Genomic DNA, 17,150 nt, shown 5'->3' with positions numbered 1-17,150 from the left:
GGACTCCATCGTCCGCATCACCCAGCTCGCCCGCGCCGCCGGCATCCACCTGGTCGTCGCCACCCAGCGGCCCAGCGTGGACGTGGTCACCGGCCTGATCAAGGCCAACGTGCCCTCCCGCCTCGCCTTCGCCACCTCCTCGCTGACCGATTCGCGCGTCATCCTCGACGCCCCCGGCGCCGAGAAGCTCATCGGCCAGGGCGACGCCCTGTTCGCCCCGATGGGCTCCAGCAGCCCGGCCCGGCTGCAGGCCGCGTTCGTCTCCGAGAAGGAAATCGCCGCGATCGTGTCGCACTGCCGCAAGCACGCCGTGACCGCCGACCAGATCGCCGACCTCACCACCCCGGCGCCGACCGCGGGCGGCGACGACATCGGCGACGACATCGGCGAGGACCTGGAGCTGCTGATCCAGGCGGCCGAGCTGGTCGTGGCCACGAAGTTCGGCTCCACCTCGATGCTGCAGCGCAAGCTGCGAGTCGGCTTCGCCAAGGCCGGCCAGCTGATGGACCTGCTGCAGGCCCGCGGCGTGGTCGGCCCGGCCGACGGCAGCAAGGCCCGCGAGGTGCACATCACCCCCGCCGAGCTGGACGAGCTGCTGGACGAGCTGCGCGCGTCCGCCGCCTGACCTCCCCGCCCTCGGATCCGAAGGAGCACCGCCGCCATGACCGCCACCCACCCCGTCGCCTCTGCCGCCAGCGAGGAGCTCTCCACGCCCGCCCCGGAAACGCCGACCCCCACCGACGCCCTGACCCTGACCATGCAGGTCACCTACCACGACGGCCACTGGATCGCCCTGCCCGGTGGCGCCGCCGATGGCGTTCCCCTGGCCGGTGGCCTGTCCGGGCTCACCTTGACCGAGCTGCAGCGCCAGGTCGAGGCCGCCAAGCGCGTCCTGTGCGGCGTCGGCCCCGACGTCGCGGTGGCGGTGCGCTACACCTACGCGCCGGGCCTGCCCCTTCCCGAGGTGATCGACTCGGCCTCTGTCGCCCCGTGCGCCAGCCGCACCTGCTTCTGGTACGACCGGCTGAACGGCATCTACTCCGAGCTGAGCAAGCTGCGCACCCTGCACGGCCGCGACGACCGGTTCCGCGACGACCGGTTCCGCGACGACCGGTTCCGCGACGACCGGTTCCGCGACGAGCTCGCCGAGCTCGCCGTGACGCTGTCGGAGCTGTACGCGCAGATCGAGACGGGCACCCTCCAGGAGGCGGAAGCGCAGGCGCAGACCGCCGAGCTCGCCGGACGCCTGTCGGCTCTCACCACGTGGATCTACACCGACGGCCGCACATGGACCGACGAGGAGACGCTGCACCTGGCGCTGGTGCTGTGGGCCGACGGCTCTCCCTTCTGCGCCGCGGACCTGGACGGGGTGCTGGCGGCCACCGGCCAGTCGTGGACCTGGCTGCTGGCCCGCCTGGGCGAGCGCGTGGTGACCGGCCTGCTGGCCTACGACACCGCCACCGGCTACCGGGTCGCCGACCCCGCCGCGCTCAAGGCCCTCCTCATCCCGAACGTCTCCGCGACCGCGCCACTGGCCCTGTGGTCGGCTCTGCAGGCCGAGCGCGCCCGAGACGCCCGACGCGACGCCGTCACGCGCCAGGACGAGCTCCCCGCCCGGCCCGCCACCGCGCCGGACCCGATCCACCCGACGATGGCCGCGCTCACCGGCTCCTGCCTGGTCTGCGGCTACCCCGTCTGGCCCCGCACGGCCGTGCGCGCCCGGACCGCCTTCGGGATGGCCATGGTCGCGCTGTTCGCCGCCGCCCTCACCGGCGCCCCGGCCGCACTCACGATCGCCCTGCTCGCCGTGTTCGCCATCACCGGCTTGTGCTACCTGCGCCTGGCCCCGGCACCGTGCCGGCACCGGCGCTGACCTACCCCCCGACCCCTGATTCACCACCACTCGAAAGGGCCCACCCATGAAGAACAACCCCGCCACCGCCCGGATCCAGCTCTTCCCGGTCACCGGGGACGCCCACCTGCGCAGCGGCGACCAGGTCGGCAAGGGCAAGACGTCCGCCGCCGCCCTCATCCAGGCCGCCCTCACCTGCACCGGGGCCACCCCCCAGCAGACCCCCAAGCCCTGACCACTCCCGCTCCACCCACCGAAAAGGACACACCCGCCATGAAATCCCTGAAGAAGTTCTCCCTGCGCCCCATCGTCATCGTGCTGACCCTGGCGACCGCGCTCAGCGTGGCCGCCACGTGCGACGAGGGCGCGACGGCCTGCGCCGCCACCACGGCCGTCTCGGCGATCTCCCCGCCCGAGCCGATCACCGACGGTTCCTACCGCGACGGCTCCGAAGACGACGGCCAGGCGCCGCCGGAGCCGGTCGAGAACAACTCCGACGACTCCGACGCCTCCGACGCCCAGGACGACGACGCCTCGGGCTGCTGATAGCGGGACGGGCGCGCACCACCGTGGCCAATCCGCCAAGACAGGACCACGCCGGGCGCGCCCGCTCACCCATCTCCCCGTGCAGAGCAGAAAGGCACCACCATCATGACGCACACCACCCCGTCCACCCAGCCCTCACCGGGCTCTCGGCCCCGCGCGTTCGCCCCGTTCGACCCCGCTTCGGTACGCACCACCTACACCCCTGCCGGGACCCTCACGGCCACCGCGGGCCCCGCGGCCGCGCCGTCGACCACGTCCCCGCCCGCTGCCGGCACCACCCCGGCCACCCCGGTTCCCCCGGCCGTCTCGGCCGAGACGGTGGAGCTGGTGGCCGCGCTGCGCGCCGCCGCCGGCCTTCCGGGCGCGCTCGTCATCGTCGTCGACGACGCGGTCGGCACCGGCGCCGAGGCCGTGACGATGGCCTGCCTGCCCACCCCCCAGATCCGCCTGGGCGCCGACCTGCTCACCCCCCAGCACCGCACCCGGTTGCAGGGCGCCCTGGCCCACGAGATCGCCCATCAGGCCCTGGGCCACCTGAACGGGTCGCCCCCCTGGCGGCGCCTTGCGACCGGGTGCGGGATCGGGGCGCTGCTCGCCCTGGCCGCGCACCTGCCCGCCTGGCTCGTCATCGCCCTGGCCGCCGTGGCCGCCCTTAACCACCTGCTGGCCACCCAGGTCATCCGGCTGCAGGAGTGCGACGCCGACCTGTATGCCGCGCGCCTGCTGGATCAGGCCGGCCGTGACGGGACAGCGATCGTGGCCGCCACGCTGGCCACCCTGGCCGCCCCGAGCCTGTGGCAGCGCACCGTCGGCCGGCTCACCTCCAGCCACCCCACCCCGGCCGTCCGGCTGCGCGTCCTGGCCGGCGGCCGGGCCCCTGCCTGGTTCGGGGGCGTGCGATGAGCGGCGACCTGCTGACCGAGACGATCTCCTGCGACTGCTGCGGGCGCATCACCACCGTCGATGCCCGATCGGCGGCCGCGCAGTACGCCTACGGCAACGACCCGGCCGCCCGCGCGATGCGCCACCAGCTCGTCACCACCGCCGCCAACAGTGCCGCCAACGGCGCCGGTGGCCGGTCGGCAAGGGGGGCCCGGTGATTCGCGACTACACCCACCCCGACGTCCTGGGCAAAGGAGTCCAGGAAGGCTGGGCCGACCCGTGCACGGATCCGGCTCAGATCGACTGGGCCGCCCGCCAGAGCGTCGCCGCGATTGCCTTCGCCGTCGTCGGCGGCCGCCCGGTCAACCCGTTCGCCCCCACCGGTATCCAGCGCGGCCGCGGCGAGCTGGGCCACTGGGGCGAGGGCCAGGCCGCCGACGCCGTCGTCACCCTCTCCTTCGCCGGTAGTCGGCGGGTGCTGCTGATCGAGCGGGACGACGATCACGGCTGGGTGCTCCCGGGCGGGTTCCTGGAGGCCGGCGAGGAGCCGCTGAGCGCGGCGATCCGCGAGCTGGCCGAAGAGAGCGGCCTGATCCTGCCGGGCGCCCGCTGGCGGGTGTTGCCCGCCCGGTATGTGCCCGGCCCCCGGGCGACGGACGAGGCGTGGATGGTGACCACCCCGGCCACCGTCGACCTGGGCCAGGTGGCCCAGCTTCCCCGCGTGCGAGGAGCCGACGACGCCAAGACGGCCGCGTGGGTGCGCGCGGACACCTACGCGTCCCTGGTCGTTGACCTGGGCCGCCGCCAGGGACAGGTGTTTCGCGCGCACCGGACCCTGCTCGCCGAGCTGCTCGGCAGATCGCGGTGAACCGGTGGCGCCGTCCCTGGCCGAACTCGCCGCGCCCTGCCAGCGGTGCGGGCACCAAAACGCCGCGCACACCGGCGGCGCCAAACCCGGCGGCTGGGCCATCTACGACCGCATCTGGGCCAACGCCAGCGGCTGGTGTGGCCACCCCGGCTGCGACTGCCCAGCCCGCACGTAGAAGACCCGCCCCGCCGCCCGTCCAGAGCCCGCACCGTGACCCGCACCGTGAGAGGAACGCCATGACCGCCTCGCTCGCCCAGGTGGCCGACGACATCGCCGCCGCCCTCCACGACCGAGACCTGCACAGGGCCCGCGCCGCCTTCGACCGCGCCGTGCACGACAACCAGGCGGCGCTGCAGCCGCTGCTGAAAGAGCTCGCCGCGACCGTCGAGATCCCCACCGGGACGGTCGTGGTCGGCTTCGGCATCGACGTGTGGGCCAACCCCTACCGCGACGGCTACGCCTGGCGGTGCGGTTGCTGCCGATGGACCGGCAGCAACTACCTCACCGCCCGCGCCGCCCGGAGAGCCACGAACAAGCACGCCGACGAGCACAAGCAGTCCAGGCCGACGGTCTGCGACTACACCGAGACGCTCAACGCCACCCCGACCGCTCGGGGCGACACACCGGACAACCGGGTCGCCTGACGGTGGCTGCGGATCCTCACCCGGCCGGGCGCCGGGTGAAGGTCCGGGGCTCCCCGTCCGGGACCACCCCGCTCAACGGGCACGCGCCGGCATGGCAATCCGACCAAGACCTTCCACGCCGGGCGTGCCCGCCATCCCATCCCATCCAGAACAGGAACCACCATCATGCACCTGTACACCTCTCCGCTCAGCGCCGCCTCGGCGGAGGTCTCCCCCACCGCCGCCCGGTGTGACAACCGTCGCGTCGGCATCCTGCTCGATGCCGGGGCCGGCCGGTGGCTGATGCTGCCCTCGGCGACCGGCCTCACCGGCCTCACCGGGCACGTCGACTCCTACCGCAGCCCCGAGGAGGCCGCCCGCGCCCTGGTGGCCGAGGCCCTGGGCCTGACGCTCACCGGCCTGGAGCTGGTGACTTCGACCTGGCGCGGCGACCACTGCGAGCGCCTGGCCGGAAGCGACAGACCCGACGGGCACAACTGGCACCTGTTCCGCGCCCGGGTCGACCTCGAGGCTCTCGGTATCCAGCAGCTGCAGACCTTGCGCTGCTACACCGCCGAGCAGCTGACGGAGCGTGCCTCACGCACCGCGCTGTACGCCTCGCTGCAGCTCAGTGACGCTGAGTTCGCCGCCGACCCCGGGATCGCGCCGGTGTGGGTCGAGTGGCTGATCACGGCCGACGTCATCACGATGGCCGAAGGCGAGAAGGCGTCGATCGACTGGGCCACCTACCTGACCGCGCCGGCGGTGGCGCTGTCGTGGCAGCAGGCCCACCCCCAGCAGCCCTGGCACCGTGCTCCGGCCTCCGTCTCGGCCACCCGGCGACCGGTTCCGGCCCGTCTGGAGCGCGTCGACGCCGAGGGCGCAGCCGACCTGGTCGCCGAGGCGGCCGCCGCGCGCTCCGAGCTGGCGCGCACCGACACCAAGGCCGGCCTGCTGCTGAGCGTGGCCGGCACCGCGGCCAGCGTGCTGCTCGGCCTCGGCGTGCTGGCCTCGGGCATGCTGCCGGCGGGCCGGGTCGGGCTGGGGGCTGCGGTGGCGCTGCTGGCGGCCGCGGCCGCGACCGTGCTCACCGTCATCCGCCCCTCCCTGCCCCGCACCGGCAGCGGGGGCACCGGCGGCACCGGGTTCGTCGCCCACGCCGAGGCCGACGACGCCGAGGAGCTGCTGGCCGTCCTGGCCCAGGACCCCGAGACCCGCCGAGCGAAGGACGTCATCCGGCTCTCGCAGATCGTCCGCGCCAAGTACCGGCGCCTGCGCGTGGCCACCGACCTGATGCTGCTCGCCTTGGCCGTCGTCGTGGTCAGCCTGCCCAGCCTGCTGTAGGCCGCACCGCCCGGTCCCGGCCGCCCCGCGCGGGGCGGCCGGGACCGGGCCCGAGACGAGAGATGAGGACCTTCCATGACGACCACCCCTTCTGCGTCCGTGCAGGTGTCGCCCGCGATCCTGCCGGCCACCGACGGCGAGACCCACGTGCTCGCCCTGCTGCGCCGAGGCACCCCGGTGCCCGCCGTCAGCGACGCGACCACCTGGCCCGCGGCCGCGATCCGCAAGCTCGCCGCCCGCCACCGGATGCTGATCAACACCGACGGCATCGCCTACAGCCCTGATGCCACCTACTACGCCCGCCAGGTGCAGGCCATCGGCCGGGCCGATCTGGCCGAGCTGCTGGCCCTGGCCGAGGCCTGCGCCGCGCCCAAGGTCCGCCGGGCGCTGGCGCGGCTGCGCCACGACGCCGCTCTGCTGCGCGAGCACCTGATCGCCCATGAGCGCGCCAAGGCCGACCTGGTGGGCGCCCAGCAGGTCGCCGCCGAGGCGAGCGAGGAGATCGAACGGCTGGCCGCCCGGCTGGAGCTGGCCAAGGAGCAACTACGCCAGGCCCGCCAGACGATCGACCGCCACGACCGCCACGCCGGCCGCCGCCGCGCCCGGTCCGGCGCGAGCACCACGGCGGGCACGGCCAAGGGATCGGCCGAGGGGCCGGCTGGATCGGGGCGCCGCTACCAGCCGGGCGTCGACTACTCCACCTCCGAGGCCCGCGCCTGGGCCAAGGCCAACGGCCACAGCAAGGCCCTGCCGGTGTCGGGCCGCTACGTCCCCGACCACGTCATCGACGCCATGCGCGCCGCCCAGCCCGCCCAGTCCGCCCGGCCCGCGCGGGCCGGGCGCCCGGCGCCCGGTCAGAGGCAGCCGTCGACCACCCAGGAGGTAGCCGCCTGATGAACGAGATCACCACGACCGCCACCACGCCGTCCACGCTGATCGATCTGCTCGCGGCGCCGTTCATCGCCGGCGTGGCGCGCACCGGCATGCACGCCACCCCCCGCGACTCCGCGGCACGCGCTCACGCTCAGGGCGTGGAGGTGAGCATGGCGCTCTGCGGGATCCGCGTCACCATCCCCACCGTCGTCTTCGACGCCTACGACCGGAACACCCCGCCGCGCGCCTGGAACGGCCCTATGCGGGTGTGCCCGTATTGCGCCTGGTACGTGGCCACCGACACCGGGCCCGACGCGATCGCGCGCGAGCTGGACGCGCTGACCCCGACCGGCACGCTGGCGCGGCTGCTGCCCGACCCGCTGATCGCGCGCCGGACGTGCGAGACGATCATCACCGCCGCCCAGCAGCCGGGCGCCGGCGGCCTGGACGACGGCGTCGTCGAACTGCTGGCCCACCTCAGCGCGCACGCACCAGTACTGGCGCGCCCCTGGGAGTGTGACGACGTCCAGTGTGACGACTCATGTGAATGCCTGCATATGGCCGTGTGCCCGGCGTGCAGCCTGCAGTACGAATCCGGCGAGCAGGCGGGCTACTACCGGCCCGAATGCACGATCACCGCACCGTGCCAGGTCCTGGCCGCCCTGGCCGCGCACCTGAGCCCGCCCGCGTCCAACCCCCCGGTCGACCAGATCCACGACGAGAGCCAGGCCGAGCGCGCCGCGACGTCGGGGCAGGTTCGATGAGCCGCCGCCAGCGCAAGGTCTTCTACGACCCCACCGGGCGCAAGTTCGGCGGCCTGCCCACCTACCCCTGGCGGTTTGCCCCGGACGGGCTGGCCACCCGCCGCCAGCTACGCGCCGCCGGGCTTCGGCCCGGTGGTCAGGCGCCGTGCGCGCAGGTGATGTGGCGCTCGCGCCGCGCGGCCGGCGGCGTCGCGGTCGCCTACCTGTACGACGTCGCGGCCGCCAAGCCGCGTCGCACGCCGTCGACGGCGCAGCTGCAGGCGCTGGGCAAGGCGATGCGGGCCCGGCGTACCTGTCCTGATTGCGGCACCGAGCAGTCCTACTGCATCCCCACCCGCTACGGCGCCTGCCTGCCCTGTCACGGCTGGGGCCTGACCGCATGACCATCCGCACCCTGACGCTGTCCTCGCCCCGCGCGGGCGGGGACAGCGCCGCGCGCCACCTGGCGCCGGTCGACGAGGCCGCACAGTTCCCCCGGTCGTGTGCCGCCTCGCCCGCCGACGCCTCAGCGTTCTTCCAAGCGGGCCAAAACCGACACTGTTTCCGCTCTACCAGCGAAAACGCGCCCATCGCCGCTCAGGTGAGGCCTAGTTCGGGGTTCGGTGAAGGCGCGCGGCTCGACATATCTGGTGTCGCATTGCGCGCATGTGCCCCGAATCTGCCATCCTGTACCCCAGAACGTTCTGACAAAGATCAACTGACAGAGTCAAGAAGGAGGTTCGGCCCAGAAGTCAGGCCGGTAGGGGCCTTCTGGTGGGTGGGTGTCCGCTTGTGGACGTCGATGGGTCGTCTGCTCACTCTCGTGCGCGAATGCGACCACGGAACGCGACACGCCGCAGGAACCACGGGCGCGTCAGCCCCCACGCACTCAGAGATCGTGGAAGGATGCGGGTCTGAATACCCCGCTTTAAACCTCAGGAGCCACTCAGGCAAAAAGAAAACGCCCCCAGCGGGGGCGCTTCCCAGGAGACAACTTCACACGACACACCTTGAACGTTCAGCTCCGTGGTTTGGCGGCCCGAATGAGCTGAGCGGGTTAGGCGTGTCTATTCACGTCTGGGGACGACCATAGCAGGCCAGGCGTTGAGCTCACTACGCTCTGGCGACGACACGCCGGGCCGTGAGGCCAACTATCTTCATGGCTGCCCTGTTCACGGGGCAGGACGCGGCAGCGAATGCGCTGCCTGCGAGGCGCTGACGCGCGAGGCGATCGCGGCCGCTCTTTCGGCCACGTCCAGCCTGGTCGGCGGCGCGGTCGCGGCCGGCGACCAGCGCGTGTGGTTGCGCGCGGTGCAGGCCCACCCCGACCTGGGCGCGTTGCGCGCCGATGGCTGGCGCAACGTGTGCGCGGTGGCACGGGTGCTGATGTGGCGCGCCCGGCGCAGCGAGATGGCCGGGCGGGTGTGGACCTCGATCCCGACCCGGGCGCTGATCATGCGCCGGACCGGGCTGAAGGAGAGCGCGGTCAAAAAATGGCTGCGCTGGCTGCGCGAGTCCGGCTTCCTGGGCACCGTCACGGCCGGCTCCACCCCGCGCTTTCGCCCCGGCACCCGAGGCGGTCTCGATGACGACGGCGCGGCCAACCTCGGCGCCGAGTACGTGCTGATGATCCCCGCCTCCCTGCAGCCCTCACCGCGACCCAGCCCCCCGCCGCCTGCCGCCGGGGCCCTTGAGGTCGCACCCGCCGCGGGCGACGTCCCAGAAGCAGCACAGCCCCCCTCGCCTTCGCCAGCTCGGCCGACCGGCACAACGCTCCGCCCTTCCAGGAACCAGGTGGTGCCCGCTGCGGGTGCGAGTGATTCTGGGGACGGAAAACGACCCCCCTCGTTGGTTCTCTTAGAGAGAACCAACGAAGATCCACATCCCCGTAACGCGGGCGCGCGTCGTGCGCGCGCGAGGCATGATCATCTCGCCGTGGGCAAAGATCGCGCCGTCGCTGGGGGCGCCGAGGGGCGGCCGGGTGCGGGCGGCACGGCGTGGACGTGGTCGCTGGCCGCAACGCCGGGAACGAAGATGGACATGCTGCGCGCGGCCCAGGCGTTGCGGTTCCACAGCGTGATCTTGCGGCGCCTGTCGGCACGGCACCTGCGCTCGATCCTGCGACCCTTCTTCGCCGCCGGCTGGACGGCCGACGATGTGCTGCACGGCCTGGACCACCGCCCTAATGGCAGTGCCTGGACGCTGACCAGCGACCCCTCATATGTGCCCGGGTGGATCCGCTACCGCCTGGCCCCCTGGACCAGCGCCGGCCTTCCGGCCCGCTCGCCCTCCCAGGCCCGCGCCGAGCGCCGGGCCGCCGCGACCGCGGCGGCGCTTGAGGCCCGTCAGCGGCGCGCGGCCGCCGTCGCCACCCGCGCCGCCGACCCGGCCGCCGCGGCGGCCGCGGCGCGCGCGCACCTGGCCGCCAGCAGCCCCAGCGCCCTGGCCGCGATGCAACGCCGACAAGCCCGCAAGGCCCGCCAGGTGCGCCGTACCGCGGCCGCAGCCGCGATCGCGCAGCAGGGGGATCACGGCCTACTGCCGAGCGCTACCGAGCCGGAGGAGGTCTTTCAGCGCGAGGTCCTCGATCGCCACGCCCTGCCGCACATCTTCAGGACAAGCCCCCGCGAGTCCCGCCTCCCTCTCGATGCCCCGGTCGCCGTCGCCGTTCAGCGCGCTTGGCTGGTTCAGATGACGGCCGGCCGCCGCCAGGACGGCAGCAGAACCCGATGACGCCGACCATCAGGGCCCACCGGCGCCGGGGAATCTACTTTGTAAAGGCAAGCGCGTCGCACACCCATCACCCCACGCCCTCCCCACAGCGCCGCACACGGCCGGGCTTTTCAGCACCGATGAGGAGATCTGTGTTTGTGTGTCGGATATGGAGGAGCGGGACAGCATCGCGACGGTGCTGTCCAGCAGGCCAGTGCGATCCAGGTGCCTTTACTACGTAGATTTTCGTTTTGCGCGTCATCGCCACAGCTCCAGTGGCGCATCAGGTACAGGCCGCTCATCATCGAAAGCATGACCTCCGGTCGCCAATACGCTTACGTGATCCAGAGGCGCGAACCCGGCCGCTCTTCGTGGTTGTGGGTGAACTACGGCAACAAGGAACGGCAAACGGCCGGGCGCGGAGTCGTCGACGATGCCACAGGGAGCCCCCGCGTGTTCGGCCGCGCTACCTTCCGCACCTACCTTAACCACCTGGTCACGAAGGTCTTCGACGATAACGTTCACCGATTCGCCGGTCAGTGAGGGGCTGATGGCGCCGTGCCGGTCGACCCGCCGTAGCGACCCGCCCGCCCCCAGGGCCGGAGTCGCAGTGGCGGGGTGTCAGTTGGTGGGGCAGGCCATTTTCCAGAAGGCGGGGTCGGGGCGAACCCAGCCGGACCGGACCTCTCGTGTGGGAGAGGGGTCGGTGGTGACCCACCACATGGGCTTCACTCCGTCTGGAGTGTTCCGGTTCTCCACGGTGACCTTCTCGGTCCTGTAGATGAACACGCCGGTGAACTCGTTGTGGAGATCGCGCAAGCCGAGCGTTTTGGCCGTGATCTCGTAGCGGCTGCACCGTTGGGGCGTAGGGGACGCAGCGTTAGTGGGTGAAAAGGCAGGGGGGCTCCCGACCTGAGGTGAGGAGGGGTCGCCGTTCCCGTTGAAAAACCAGCCGACCATCCCGCCCGCTGCGGCCGCGATTATCAGGGCTGCCACATAACCGGCCGCCCGGGCCGCCGAGGTTCTGGACCTGCCGGTTGCGGTCTTGGTGAAGGGCAGCACCGGCCGCGGCACGACAAGCACCAGTACCCCTGATCGAGGAAGTGGCACCAGCGCGCCACCCGCGTCCCTCTTGCCTGCGATGAAGGCTCTGGCGGCCGCGAAGGCGCGTCGTCTCTTCACCGGATGGTTGGCCTCTTTGGCCGCCTTGTAGAGTTCCTCCCAGTCATCACGGGTGTTGTGGAGTGAGAAGAACGTCACCACCGCCAGATAGTCGCTGAAGTGCTTGGGGACCGATCGGCCCTCCTTCCAGCCGTCGATCGCGCCACGTCCAGCGCGGATGGTGATGCCCCTGGCCTTGGCCTGGTTACGCAGGGAATGTCCGGCCAGTTTCGGCGGCCAATGGGGAAGAACGGGTGCCCATAAGGCGACGACCTCGGGTGCCACTCCAGCGCCAGGTCCGGCAGCCTCCTGTTGCGTGGTGTCGTCCTGTGCTGGAGAGGGTGTCCCGGTATCGGCGTGACTCGCGCTGGGTCCTGAAAGATCCATGTCATCCACGCAGGGATTACTACCGGCTTTCGCTCCGCGGCCGGAAGGATTCGCCGAATCCGAATGTCCGGAGTTTCTTATCTGGTGCCAGGAGATGGCTGCCACTGGCACTTGGCCGCCCTTGCCACCTGCAATCTTTTCGATCCCCTGTGCATCCGGCCCATCTCCTGACACTTCCGTGGTGGCAAATGTCTCAGCAAAGCTTCAGTCGCGAAGAGAACAGCCGGTTCTCCTCAACGCGCAAGGAGCACAACGAATGAAAATCACCAAGGGGATCCTGGCGGCCGCCGCCATGGCGGCCACGGTCATCGCGGGCAGCGGCACGGCGCAGGCCTCAAGCTGCACCGTCAACATCTACCGGGTCAACTCCACCCCCGCGGGCGTGTGGACCCTCGACGGCGTCTTCCTCAAGGACAAGGCGGCCGGCAACACCGTTACGGGCCCCAACAGCAACGTCATGAACATCAACACCAGCAACGGCTGGCGCAAGATCTACCTCGGCGGTGGCCAGCTGGCCATGATGTACCCCGGCTACCTCGACTACACCGGCTGCCAGTGAACCTCTACCAGCACGCCAAGCGGTAAGCGGTAAGCACCCATGAGGGCGAGCCCTGAACGAGTACTACACAGGGCTTGATCAGCACCTGAACGGCCAGTCACGATAAGAAGCCCGGCGGGCTCGTCTACCGTGACTGGCCGTTCCAATGCCGGGTAGTCGCCGGAAGCCGCTGTGGCGGCCGCCTGCCGTCACCCGTCGCAGAGGGGCCTGCACGACGAGCGGTCGCCCAGGCAAGCCGTCCGCGAGGTCCTGCCACTGACTAGCTAATGGTCAGGTTAAGTTCCGTCGGCCACGTCCAGCAGTTGTTATAGCCCCTCGGCGGCGTGCGCGGCCGCCAGCGGGATCGGCCCGGTGGAAGGGTCCTGGGCGACCAGGCGCAGCGGGATCGACACCCGCAACGCCTGCCAGCGCAGGAACCCCACCAGCTTCTCGGCGTCATCAGCCACGCCCGCGCTCGCCAGTTACTCATGATGCGCGGCCGCCAGGTGCCCGGCGGCGGCGCTCTTGGCGAGCATCGCCTCAACCTATTCGCGAAATGCTGTGTAACGATCAAACCGTTCTGCTGTATTACTACTACAGCAACGGCGTTGAACGGAGATACAGCGTGTCCCAGTTCACCTACCGCCCGGTCGCCAACGGCCTGCGGACCGACCACCCGATCCCCGACCTTCCCTTCGTCGACGACTCCTTGTTGTCGCTGGACGATCCCGCGGCCATCGAGGCGATCGGCCGCAGCAAGGGCAACAACATGTGGGGGCGCGAAGACGACTGCGATGAGGGCTGGTTCGCCTTCACCACCGACCCCGGTCGCACCGACCTGGCCTGGACGGTGCGCCACCACCCCGCCCACGGTCACTCCGTCGTGCTGTATCGCGACGATGACGCCGCATCGGTCCACCAGGTCCACCTGCACGACGCCCCTCGGGCCCTGCTGTTTCGGGCGGGCGGCTACTGGTGGGACGGCACCACCTGGTTTCGGCCCGGCCAGGTCTACGACTTCGCCGAGGAGAAGTACTACGAGCGGCCCGTCCCCGGCGCGGCGTCCGTCACCGCCGCCGACCTTCTGCGGCACGGCGGTGACGCCACCCGGGCAACGGTCCTGCAGATCGACGATCTGAGCATCGACCAGGGCGGTGATGCCCCGCCCGTCCGCGACTGGGTCGACCACCTCGCCCTGTGGGCTCAAGCCCGCGGCGGCCAAGGCCTCGACGAAGCGGTGGTGAGCGTGATGGCGCCGGAGTTGAGCGGCGACCAACTGCTCGCCCCCGTCCAGGTCGCCGAACTCGCCGGGATCGCCGCATCCACCTTGCGCTCCTACATCGCCCGCGGCGAAGGCGACCTGCCCCTGCCCCAGGTCAAGGTCGGCGGCCGCAACCTGTGGGCCCGCGTCGTCGCCCAGGAATGGGTGGAACAGCGCAACCGCTCCGACGACAGCGTGAAAGCGGCCGTGGCCGGCGACCACGACGGCCACACCCTGGCGCCCGGCGTCGCCGAGGTGTGGACCACTTTCAGCCGGAGCTTCTTCTCCCACCTGTGGGAGCGGCCGGGCTTCCGCAAGCGATGGAGCCTGCGCTGGCGCACCCAGGACTCCGTCCGCGAAGTCGCAGAAACCCTCAGCTGGGAGGTCGCGGCCAGCGTCCCCAAATTGGTCGGCATCCACGACCTCGCCGTCACCGTCCGCCAAGCCGTGCTGCACGAGTACGCCAGCGGCAGGGACAACCAGAACGCCATCGGAGCCGACCACGCCTTCTACGGCATCACCCGGCCCGTCGCCCGCACACTCGCCTGGCTGATCCGCCACGACCCGGCTCTCGCCGCCCGCACGATCGACCAGATCACCGGCGAGGCCCTGGAGATGAAGATCCCGCGACAGGTCAGCGAACGCTCGATCGCCACCGCCCTATCCCTCGACAGCTCCTTCGACGCCGCGACCCTCAACGATTTCCTCGCCCGCGTCTTCGCCCCCAACACCAGCGCATAAGGGAAGAGCACGTACCGGCTGTGCAGGGTCAGCGCCCAGACCCTGCACGACACCGGAGCACCGGCGCGCACGGTGGACGCCTTCATCGCCGGTCTCCGGATCACCAACAGCCGGCCGAAAATCATCCGCCGCCCGTCTCCGTCGAGGCACGTTCTCCTGGCGGAGGCGGACTGGCCGAGCGCTTCGTCTCGGCCAACGTCCACAACAGGCCGCTCACGATCGCGCCGGCCTCGGTCGCCTCGTACCAGGTGCTCATCGGCGGGCCCGCGAAGATGTGACGCACAACCAGGCCGTGGCCACTCAGATCGCTCAGCCGGTCGTTGAGGCTGGTCGCGCTGATCCCAGGGGTGGTCGGCAAAAGGATCTCGTGCGTTTCCAGGCGGAGCTTGGAGCCAAGCGGGCGTGGGTCCGCCGGGTGCCGTGCCCTCGATGTGGCGCCCCGGCCGGAGGTGTCTGCAAGCTCCCCTCGGGAATCCGGCTGAGCGACTCACACAAAGACCGCCACAACGCGGCAGGGCCGATGAACCACGACCGAGAGCCGCAGCGATCCCAGGGGTGAGGAACAAGGCGCCGAGCGGGCCGCCTCGCTCCCCGGTCGACAGCGTGGCCGACGCTTGCCGCCGGTCAAGTCCGCTCCCTCGCTGACGCTCGGTCGGCGGACTGGACAGTCGCCCGCGCGTCGGCCGGACAGGCCGCGGGGGACGAGCCGGGAAAGCGGCAAGGACCACACGGCCTGACAACCAAAGACGACAAGCGAAACAAGATCAGAAAATCACCAGAGGCATCAGAAACCAGCATCAATCAAGGCCAGAACCATAGACACCACAAGTTCCCATTTGTCAGACTCCTGACAGAGCAAAAGATCACAAAGAAGGATCTTGGACCAAGGTATCTGGCGATACGGACGGCCTTCGGCCGGACGGACCGGGGCTGAGCTGGGCTGATGGTGGGGGGTGGTCAGGGGTGGCGTGGGTGAGCACGCTGGGGCCGTCCATGGCGCAGGTCGACTACCGCCTGCACGAAGGCGCCGGGTGCCAGAGCCATCACCTCGTGCGCGGCCAGGACGACGGCCAAATCTCCTACCGGCTGGCCGGTGACCGCCCGTTGATGTGGATCGGGGACGGTCTGCGTGAGATCGGCATCACTCCGGGCAGCACGCTCACCGCTGACCAGCACGAGGCGGCCCGCAACATCATGGACGGCCGTCACCCGCACACCGGCCACGTGCTGATGAAGGCCAAGCAGGCCGTCGACCCGCGCGCGATGTTGCCCGGCGGCCCGCTGTTGCAGGAGCTGGAGAAGGCCGCGGCTGAGCGCGGCGACGCGGGCGTCGCCGAGTTGGTGGCCGGCAACACGGAGATGGCCAAGCGCGCGGGGCGCCTGGAGCGCGGCGTGCGGCGCCGGGGTGAGGCGTACGTGATCCCCTACGACGACGCGCGCCGCCTCGCCACGGCGGCCGGGATCGACCTGGCGGCTGTCTACGACGCCGAGCAGCTGGCGCTCGCGCGGCGCTGGCGCCAGGCGCGGGTGCGCGTCGGTAACCGCGGCTATGACCTCACAGTGGACGTTGCCAAGAGCGTCAGCGTGCTGCACGGCCTGGCCGACCCGGCCGTCTCGGCGGTGGTCGACGAGGTGTTCGCCGCGTCGGTCGTCGAGACCGTCGGCGCGGTGCAGGGGTGGGTCGCCTACGCCCAGCGTGGCCACCAGGGCGACGGCCGGCTCGCCGAGCGCGCGGCCACCGGCGGCCTGCTGGGGTGGGTGATGTGGCACCAGACCGCCCGGCCCGTCGACGGGCACATGCCCGATCCGCACCTGCACGCCCACATCCAGATCGCCAACATGGCGCGCGGGACCGACGGGAAGTGGTCGGCCGTGGCGGCCGGCGGCAAGGATCTGCACCGCCACGCCCACGCCGCTGACGCCTTCCTCAAGGCCCGCCTCCGGCGCCGGTTGACCCAAGAGATCGGGGTGCGCTGGGAGCGCGAGGCGCGCACCGGCGCGTGGGAGGTCGTCGGCGTCGACGAGGAGATGCGTGCCCGGTTCTCCAAGCGCGACGGCCAGATCAGGGAGCTGCTGGCCGCATGCGACATGGCCTACGACGAGGCCCATTCGCACGCGCGCAAGGTGGCCAGCGCCGCCAGCCGTCAGGCTAAGAACCCGTTGCTGGACGGGGACCGGCGCGGCGACTGGCACGCCCAATGCCAAGCTGACGGCGTCGACGCCGCCGACGTGCTGGCTCGGTGCGTTCGCCCCGGCGAAGGCCTCCCGCAGCGGCCCAGCGCGCGGGAGATCGCGGTGTGGATCTGGCGCCCTGAGGAGGGGCTGACCGCGCACAGCAAGACCGTCAGCCACGCCGACGTCCTGGCCGCCGTCGCCGATGCCTGCCCCGATGGCGTCGCCGAACTGACCGACCTGCACGCGCTGACCGAGGAGGTGCTGACCCACGGGCCCGCCGTGCGCCTGCCGGACGCGGGGATGAGGCACCTGGTCAACGCGACCCGCTACACCAGCATCGACATCCTCCAGGCCGAACAGCAGGTCCTGCACATCACCCGAAAGCGCTGCGGCCAAGGCGTCGCGGTCGTCGACGGCCCGGCGATCGCCCTGTCGCTGGAGACC

Annotated in this window: 20 protein-coding genes; 17 read left to right on the top strand and 3 right to left on the bottom strand. The window is 71.4% G+C overall.

Annotated elements, in window-relative coordinates; genetic code table 11:
* The 14 genes from AB0G16_RS36475 to AB0G16_RS36410 form a co-directional block, all read left to right on the top strand.
* A partial coding sequence (locus tag AB0G16_RS36475) for a DNA translocase FtsK (protein WP_362815275.1) occupies positions 1-625 on the top strand: 625 nt, incomplete at its 5' end.
* A gap of 36 nt (positions 626-661) precedes the next feature.
* Positions 662-1,873, top strand: coding sequence for a hypothetical protein (locus AB0G16_RS36470; RefSeq protein ID WP_362815273.1), 1,212 nt, complete (start codon positions 662-664; stop codon positions 1,871-1,873).
* A 46-nt stretch (positions 1,874-1,919) separates the two neighbouring features.
* Positions 1,920-2,087, top strand: coding sequence for a hypothetical protein (locus AB0G16_RS36465; RefSeq protein ID WP_362815271.1), 168 nt, complete (start codon positions 1,920-1,922; stop codon positions 2,085-2,087).
* Between the two features lie 38 nt (positions 2,088-2,125).
* Positions 2,126-2,398 (top strand): hypothetical protein, encoded by a 273-nt coding sequence (locus tag AB0G16_RS36460; RefSeq protein ID WP_362815269.1) that lies wholly within the window; start codon positions 2,126-2,128, stop codon positions 2,396-2,398.
* 105 nt (positions 2,399-2,503) lie between these two features.
* Complete coding sequence (locus AB0G16_RS36455) at positions 2,504-3,301, top strand: M48 family metalloprotease (protein ID WP_362815267.1); 798 nt, start codon at positions 2,504-2,506, stop codon at positions 3,299-3,301.
* Entirely contained in the window at positions 3,298-3,498 is a 201-nt protein-coding gene (locus AB0G16_RS36450) for a hypothetical protein (RefSeq protein WP_362815265.1), read from the top strand. The genes AB0G16_RS36455 and AB0G16_RS36450 overlap by 4 nt, the downstream gene beginning before the upstream one ends.
* Positions 3,495-4,148 carry an NUDIX domain-containing protein gene (locus AB0G16_RS36445; protein WP_362815263.1) on the top strand — a complete coding sequence of 218 codons (654 nt, stop codon included), beginning with the start codon at positions 3,495-3,497 and terminating at the stop codon, positions 4,146-4,148. The genes AB0G16_RS36450 and AB0G16_RS36445 overlap by 4 nt, the downstream gene beginning before the upstream one ends.
* A gap of 236 nt (positions 4,149-4,384) precedes the next feature.
* Positions 4,385-4,792, top strand: a complete 408-nt coding sequence (locus AB0G16_RS36440) for a hypothetical protein (RefSeq protein ID WP_362815261.1) — start codon at positions 4,385-4,387, stop codon at positions 4,790-4,792.
* Positions 4,793-4,957: 165 nt separating this feature from the next.
* The gene (locus tag AB0G16_RS36435) at positions 4,958-6,115 is read left to right on the top strand and encodes a Pycsar system effector family protein (protein ID WP_362815259.1); all 1,158 of its coding nucleotides are present in this window, start codon (positions 4,958-4,960) and stop codon (positions 6,113-6,115) included.
* Positions 6,116-6,190: 75 nt separating this feature from the next.
* Positions 6,191-7,009 (top strand): hypothetical protein, encoded by an 819-nt coding sequence (locus tag AB0G16_RS36430; protein WP_362815257.1) that lies wholly within the window; start codon positions 6,191-6,193, stop codon positions 7,007-7,009.
* Positions 7,009-7,752 carry a hypothetical protein gene (locus AB0G16_RS36425; RefSeq protein ID WP_362815255.1) on the top strand — a complete coding sequence of 248 codons (744 nt, stop codon included), beginning with the start codon at positions 7,009-7,011 and terminating at the stop codon, positions 7,750-7,752. Before AB0G16_RS36430 ends, AB0G16_RS36425 begins: the two co-directional genes overlap by 1 nt.
* Entirely contained in the window at positions 7,749-8,135 is a 387-nt protein-coding gene (locus AB0G16_RS36420) for an RRQRL motif-containing zinc-binding protein (protein WP_362815253.1), read from the top strand. The genes AB0G16_RS36425 and AB0G16_RS36420 overlap by 4 nt, the downstream gene beginning before the upstream one ends.
* 700 nt (positions 8,136-8,835) lie before the next feature.
* The gene (locus tag AB0G16_RS36415) at positions 8,836-10,464 is read left to right on the top strand and encodes a hypothetical protein (protein ID WP_362815251.1); all 1,629 of its coding nucleotides are present in this window, start codon (positions 8,836-8,838) and stop codon (positions 10,462-10,464) included.
* A gap of 291 nt (positions 10,465-10,755) precedes the next feature.
* Positions 10,756-10,986, top strand: a complete 231-nt coding sequence (locus AB0G16_RS36410; RefSeq protein ID WP_362815249.1) for a hypothetical protein — start codon at positions 10,756-10,758, stop codon at positions 10,984-10,986.
* 78 nt (positions 10,987-11,064) lie between these two features.
* Here the strand turns inward: AB0G16_RS36410 and AB0G16_RS36405 are convergent, their stop codons facing one another.
* Complete coding sequence (locus AB0G16_RS36405) at positions 11,065-11,706, bottom strand: hypothetical protein (RefSeq protein ID WP_362815247.1); 642 nt, start codon at positions 11,704-11,706, stop codon at positions 11,065-11,067.
* Between the two features lie 541 nt (positions 11,707-12,247).
* On the opposite strand from AB0G16_RS36405, the gene AB0G16_RS36400 reads away from it, so the two are divergent.
* A complete protein-coding gene (locus tag AB0G16_RS36400; protein ID WP_362815245.1) occupies positions 12,248-12,550 on the top strand; it encodes a hypothetical protein in 303 nt (100 codons plus the stop codon).
* A gap of 305 nt (positions 12,551-12,855) precedes the next feature.
* Here the strand turns inward: AB0G16_RS36400 and AB0G16_RS36395 are convergent, their stop codons facing one another.
* The gene (locus AB0G16_RS36395; protein WP_362815242.1) at positions 12,856-12,996 is read right to left on the bottom strand and encodes a DUF6245 family protein; all 141 of its coding nucleotides are present in this window, start codon (positions 12,994-12,996) and stop codon (positions 12,856-12,858) included.
* 158 nt (positions 12,997-13,154) lie between these two features.
* On the opposite strand from AB0G16_RS36395, the gene AB0G16_RS36390 reads away from it, so the two are divergent.
* Positions 13,155-14,531: a hypothetical protein gene (locus tag AB0G16_RS36390; protein WP_362815240.1), complete on the top strand. Its 1,377-nt coding sequence runs from the start codon at positions 13,155-13,157 to the stop codon at positions 14,529-14,531.
* Between the two features lie 121 nt (positions 14,532-14,652).
* Here AB0G16_RS36390 and AB0G16_RS36385 read toward each other — a convergent pair whose 3' ends face one another.
* On the bottom strand, positions 14,653-14,889 hold the full coding sequence (locus tag AB0G16_RS36385; protein ID WP_362815238.1) for a winged helix-turn-helix transcriptional regulator: 237 nt from the start codon (positions 14,887-14,889) through the stop codon (positions 14,653-14,655).
* A 614-nt stretch (positions 14,890-15,503) separates the two neighbouring features.
* On the opposite strand from AB0G16_RS36385, the gene mobF reads away from it, so the two are divergent.
* Positions 15,504-17,150: MobF family relaxase (mobF, locus tag AB0G16_RS36380; RefSeq protein WP_362815236.1), on the top strand; the 1,647-nt coding region annotated here is incomplete at its 3' end.

The organism is Streptosporangium sp. NPDC023615 (assembly GCF_040640155.1).
In the GTDB taxonomy this organism is placed as follows: domain Bacteria; phylum Actinomycetota; class Actinomycetes; order Streptosporangiales; family Streptosporangiaceae; genus Streptosporangium.
This window is presented reverse-complemented; position numbering and strand designations above follow the sequence as displayed.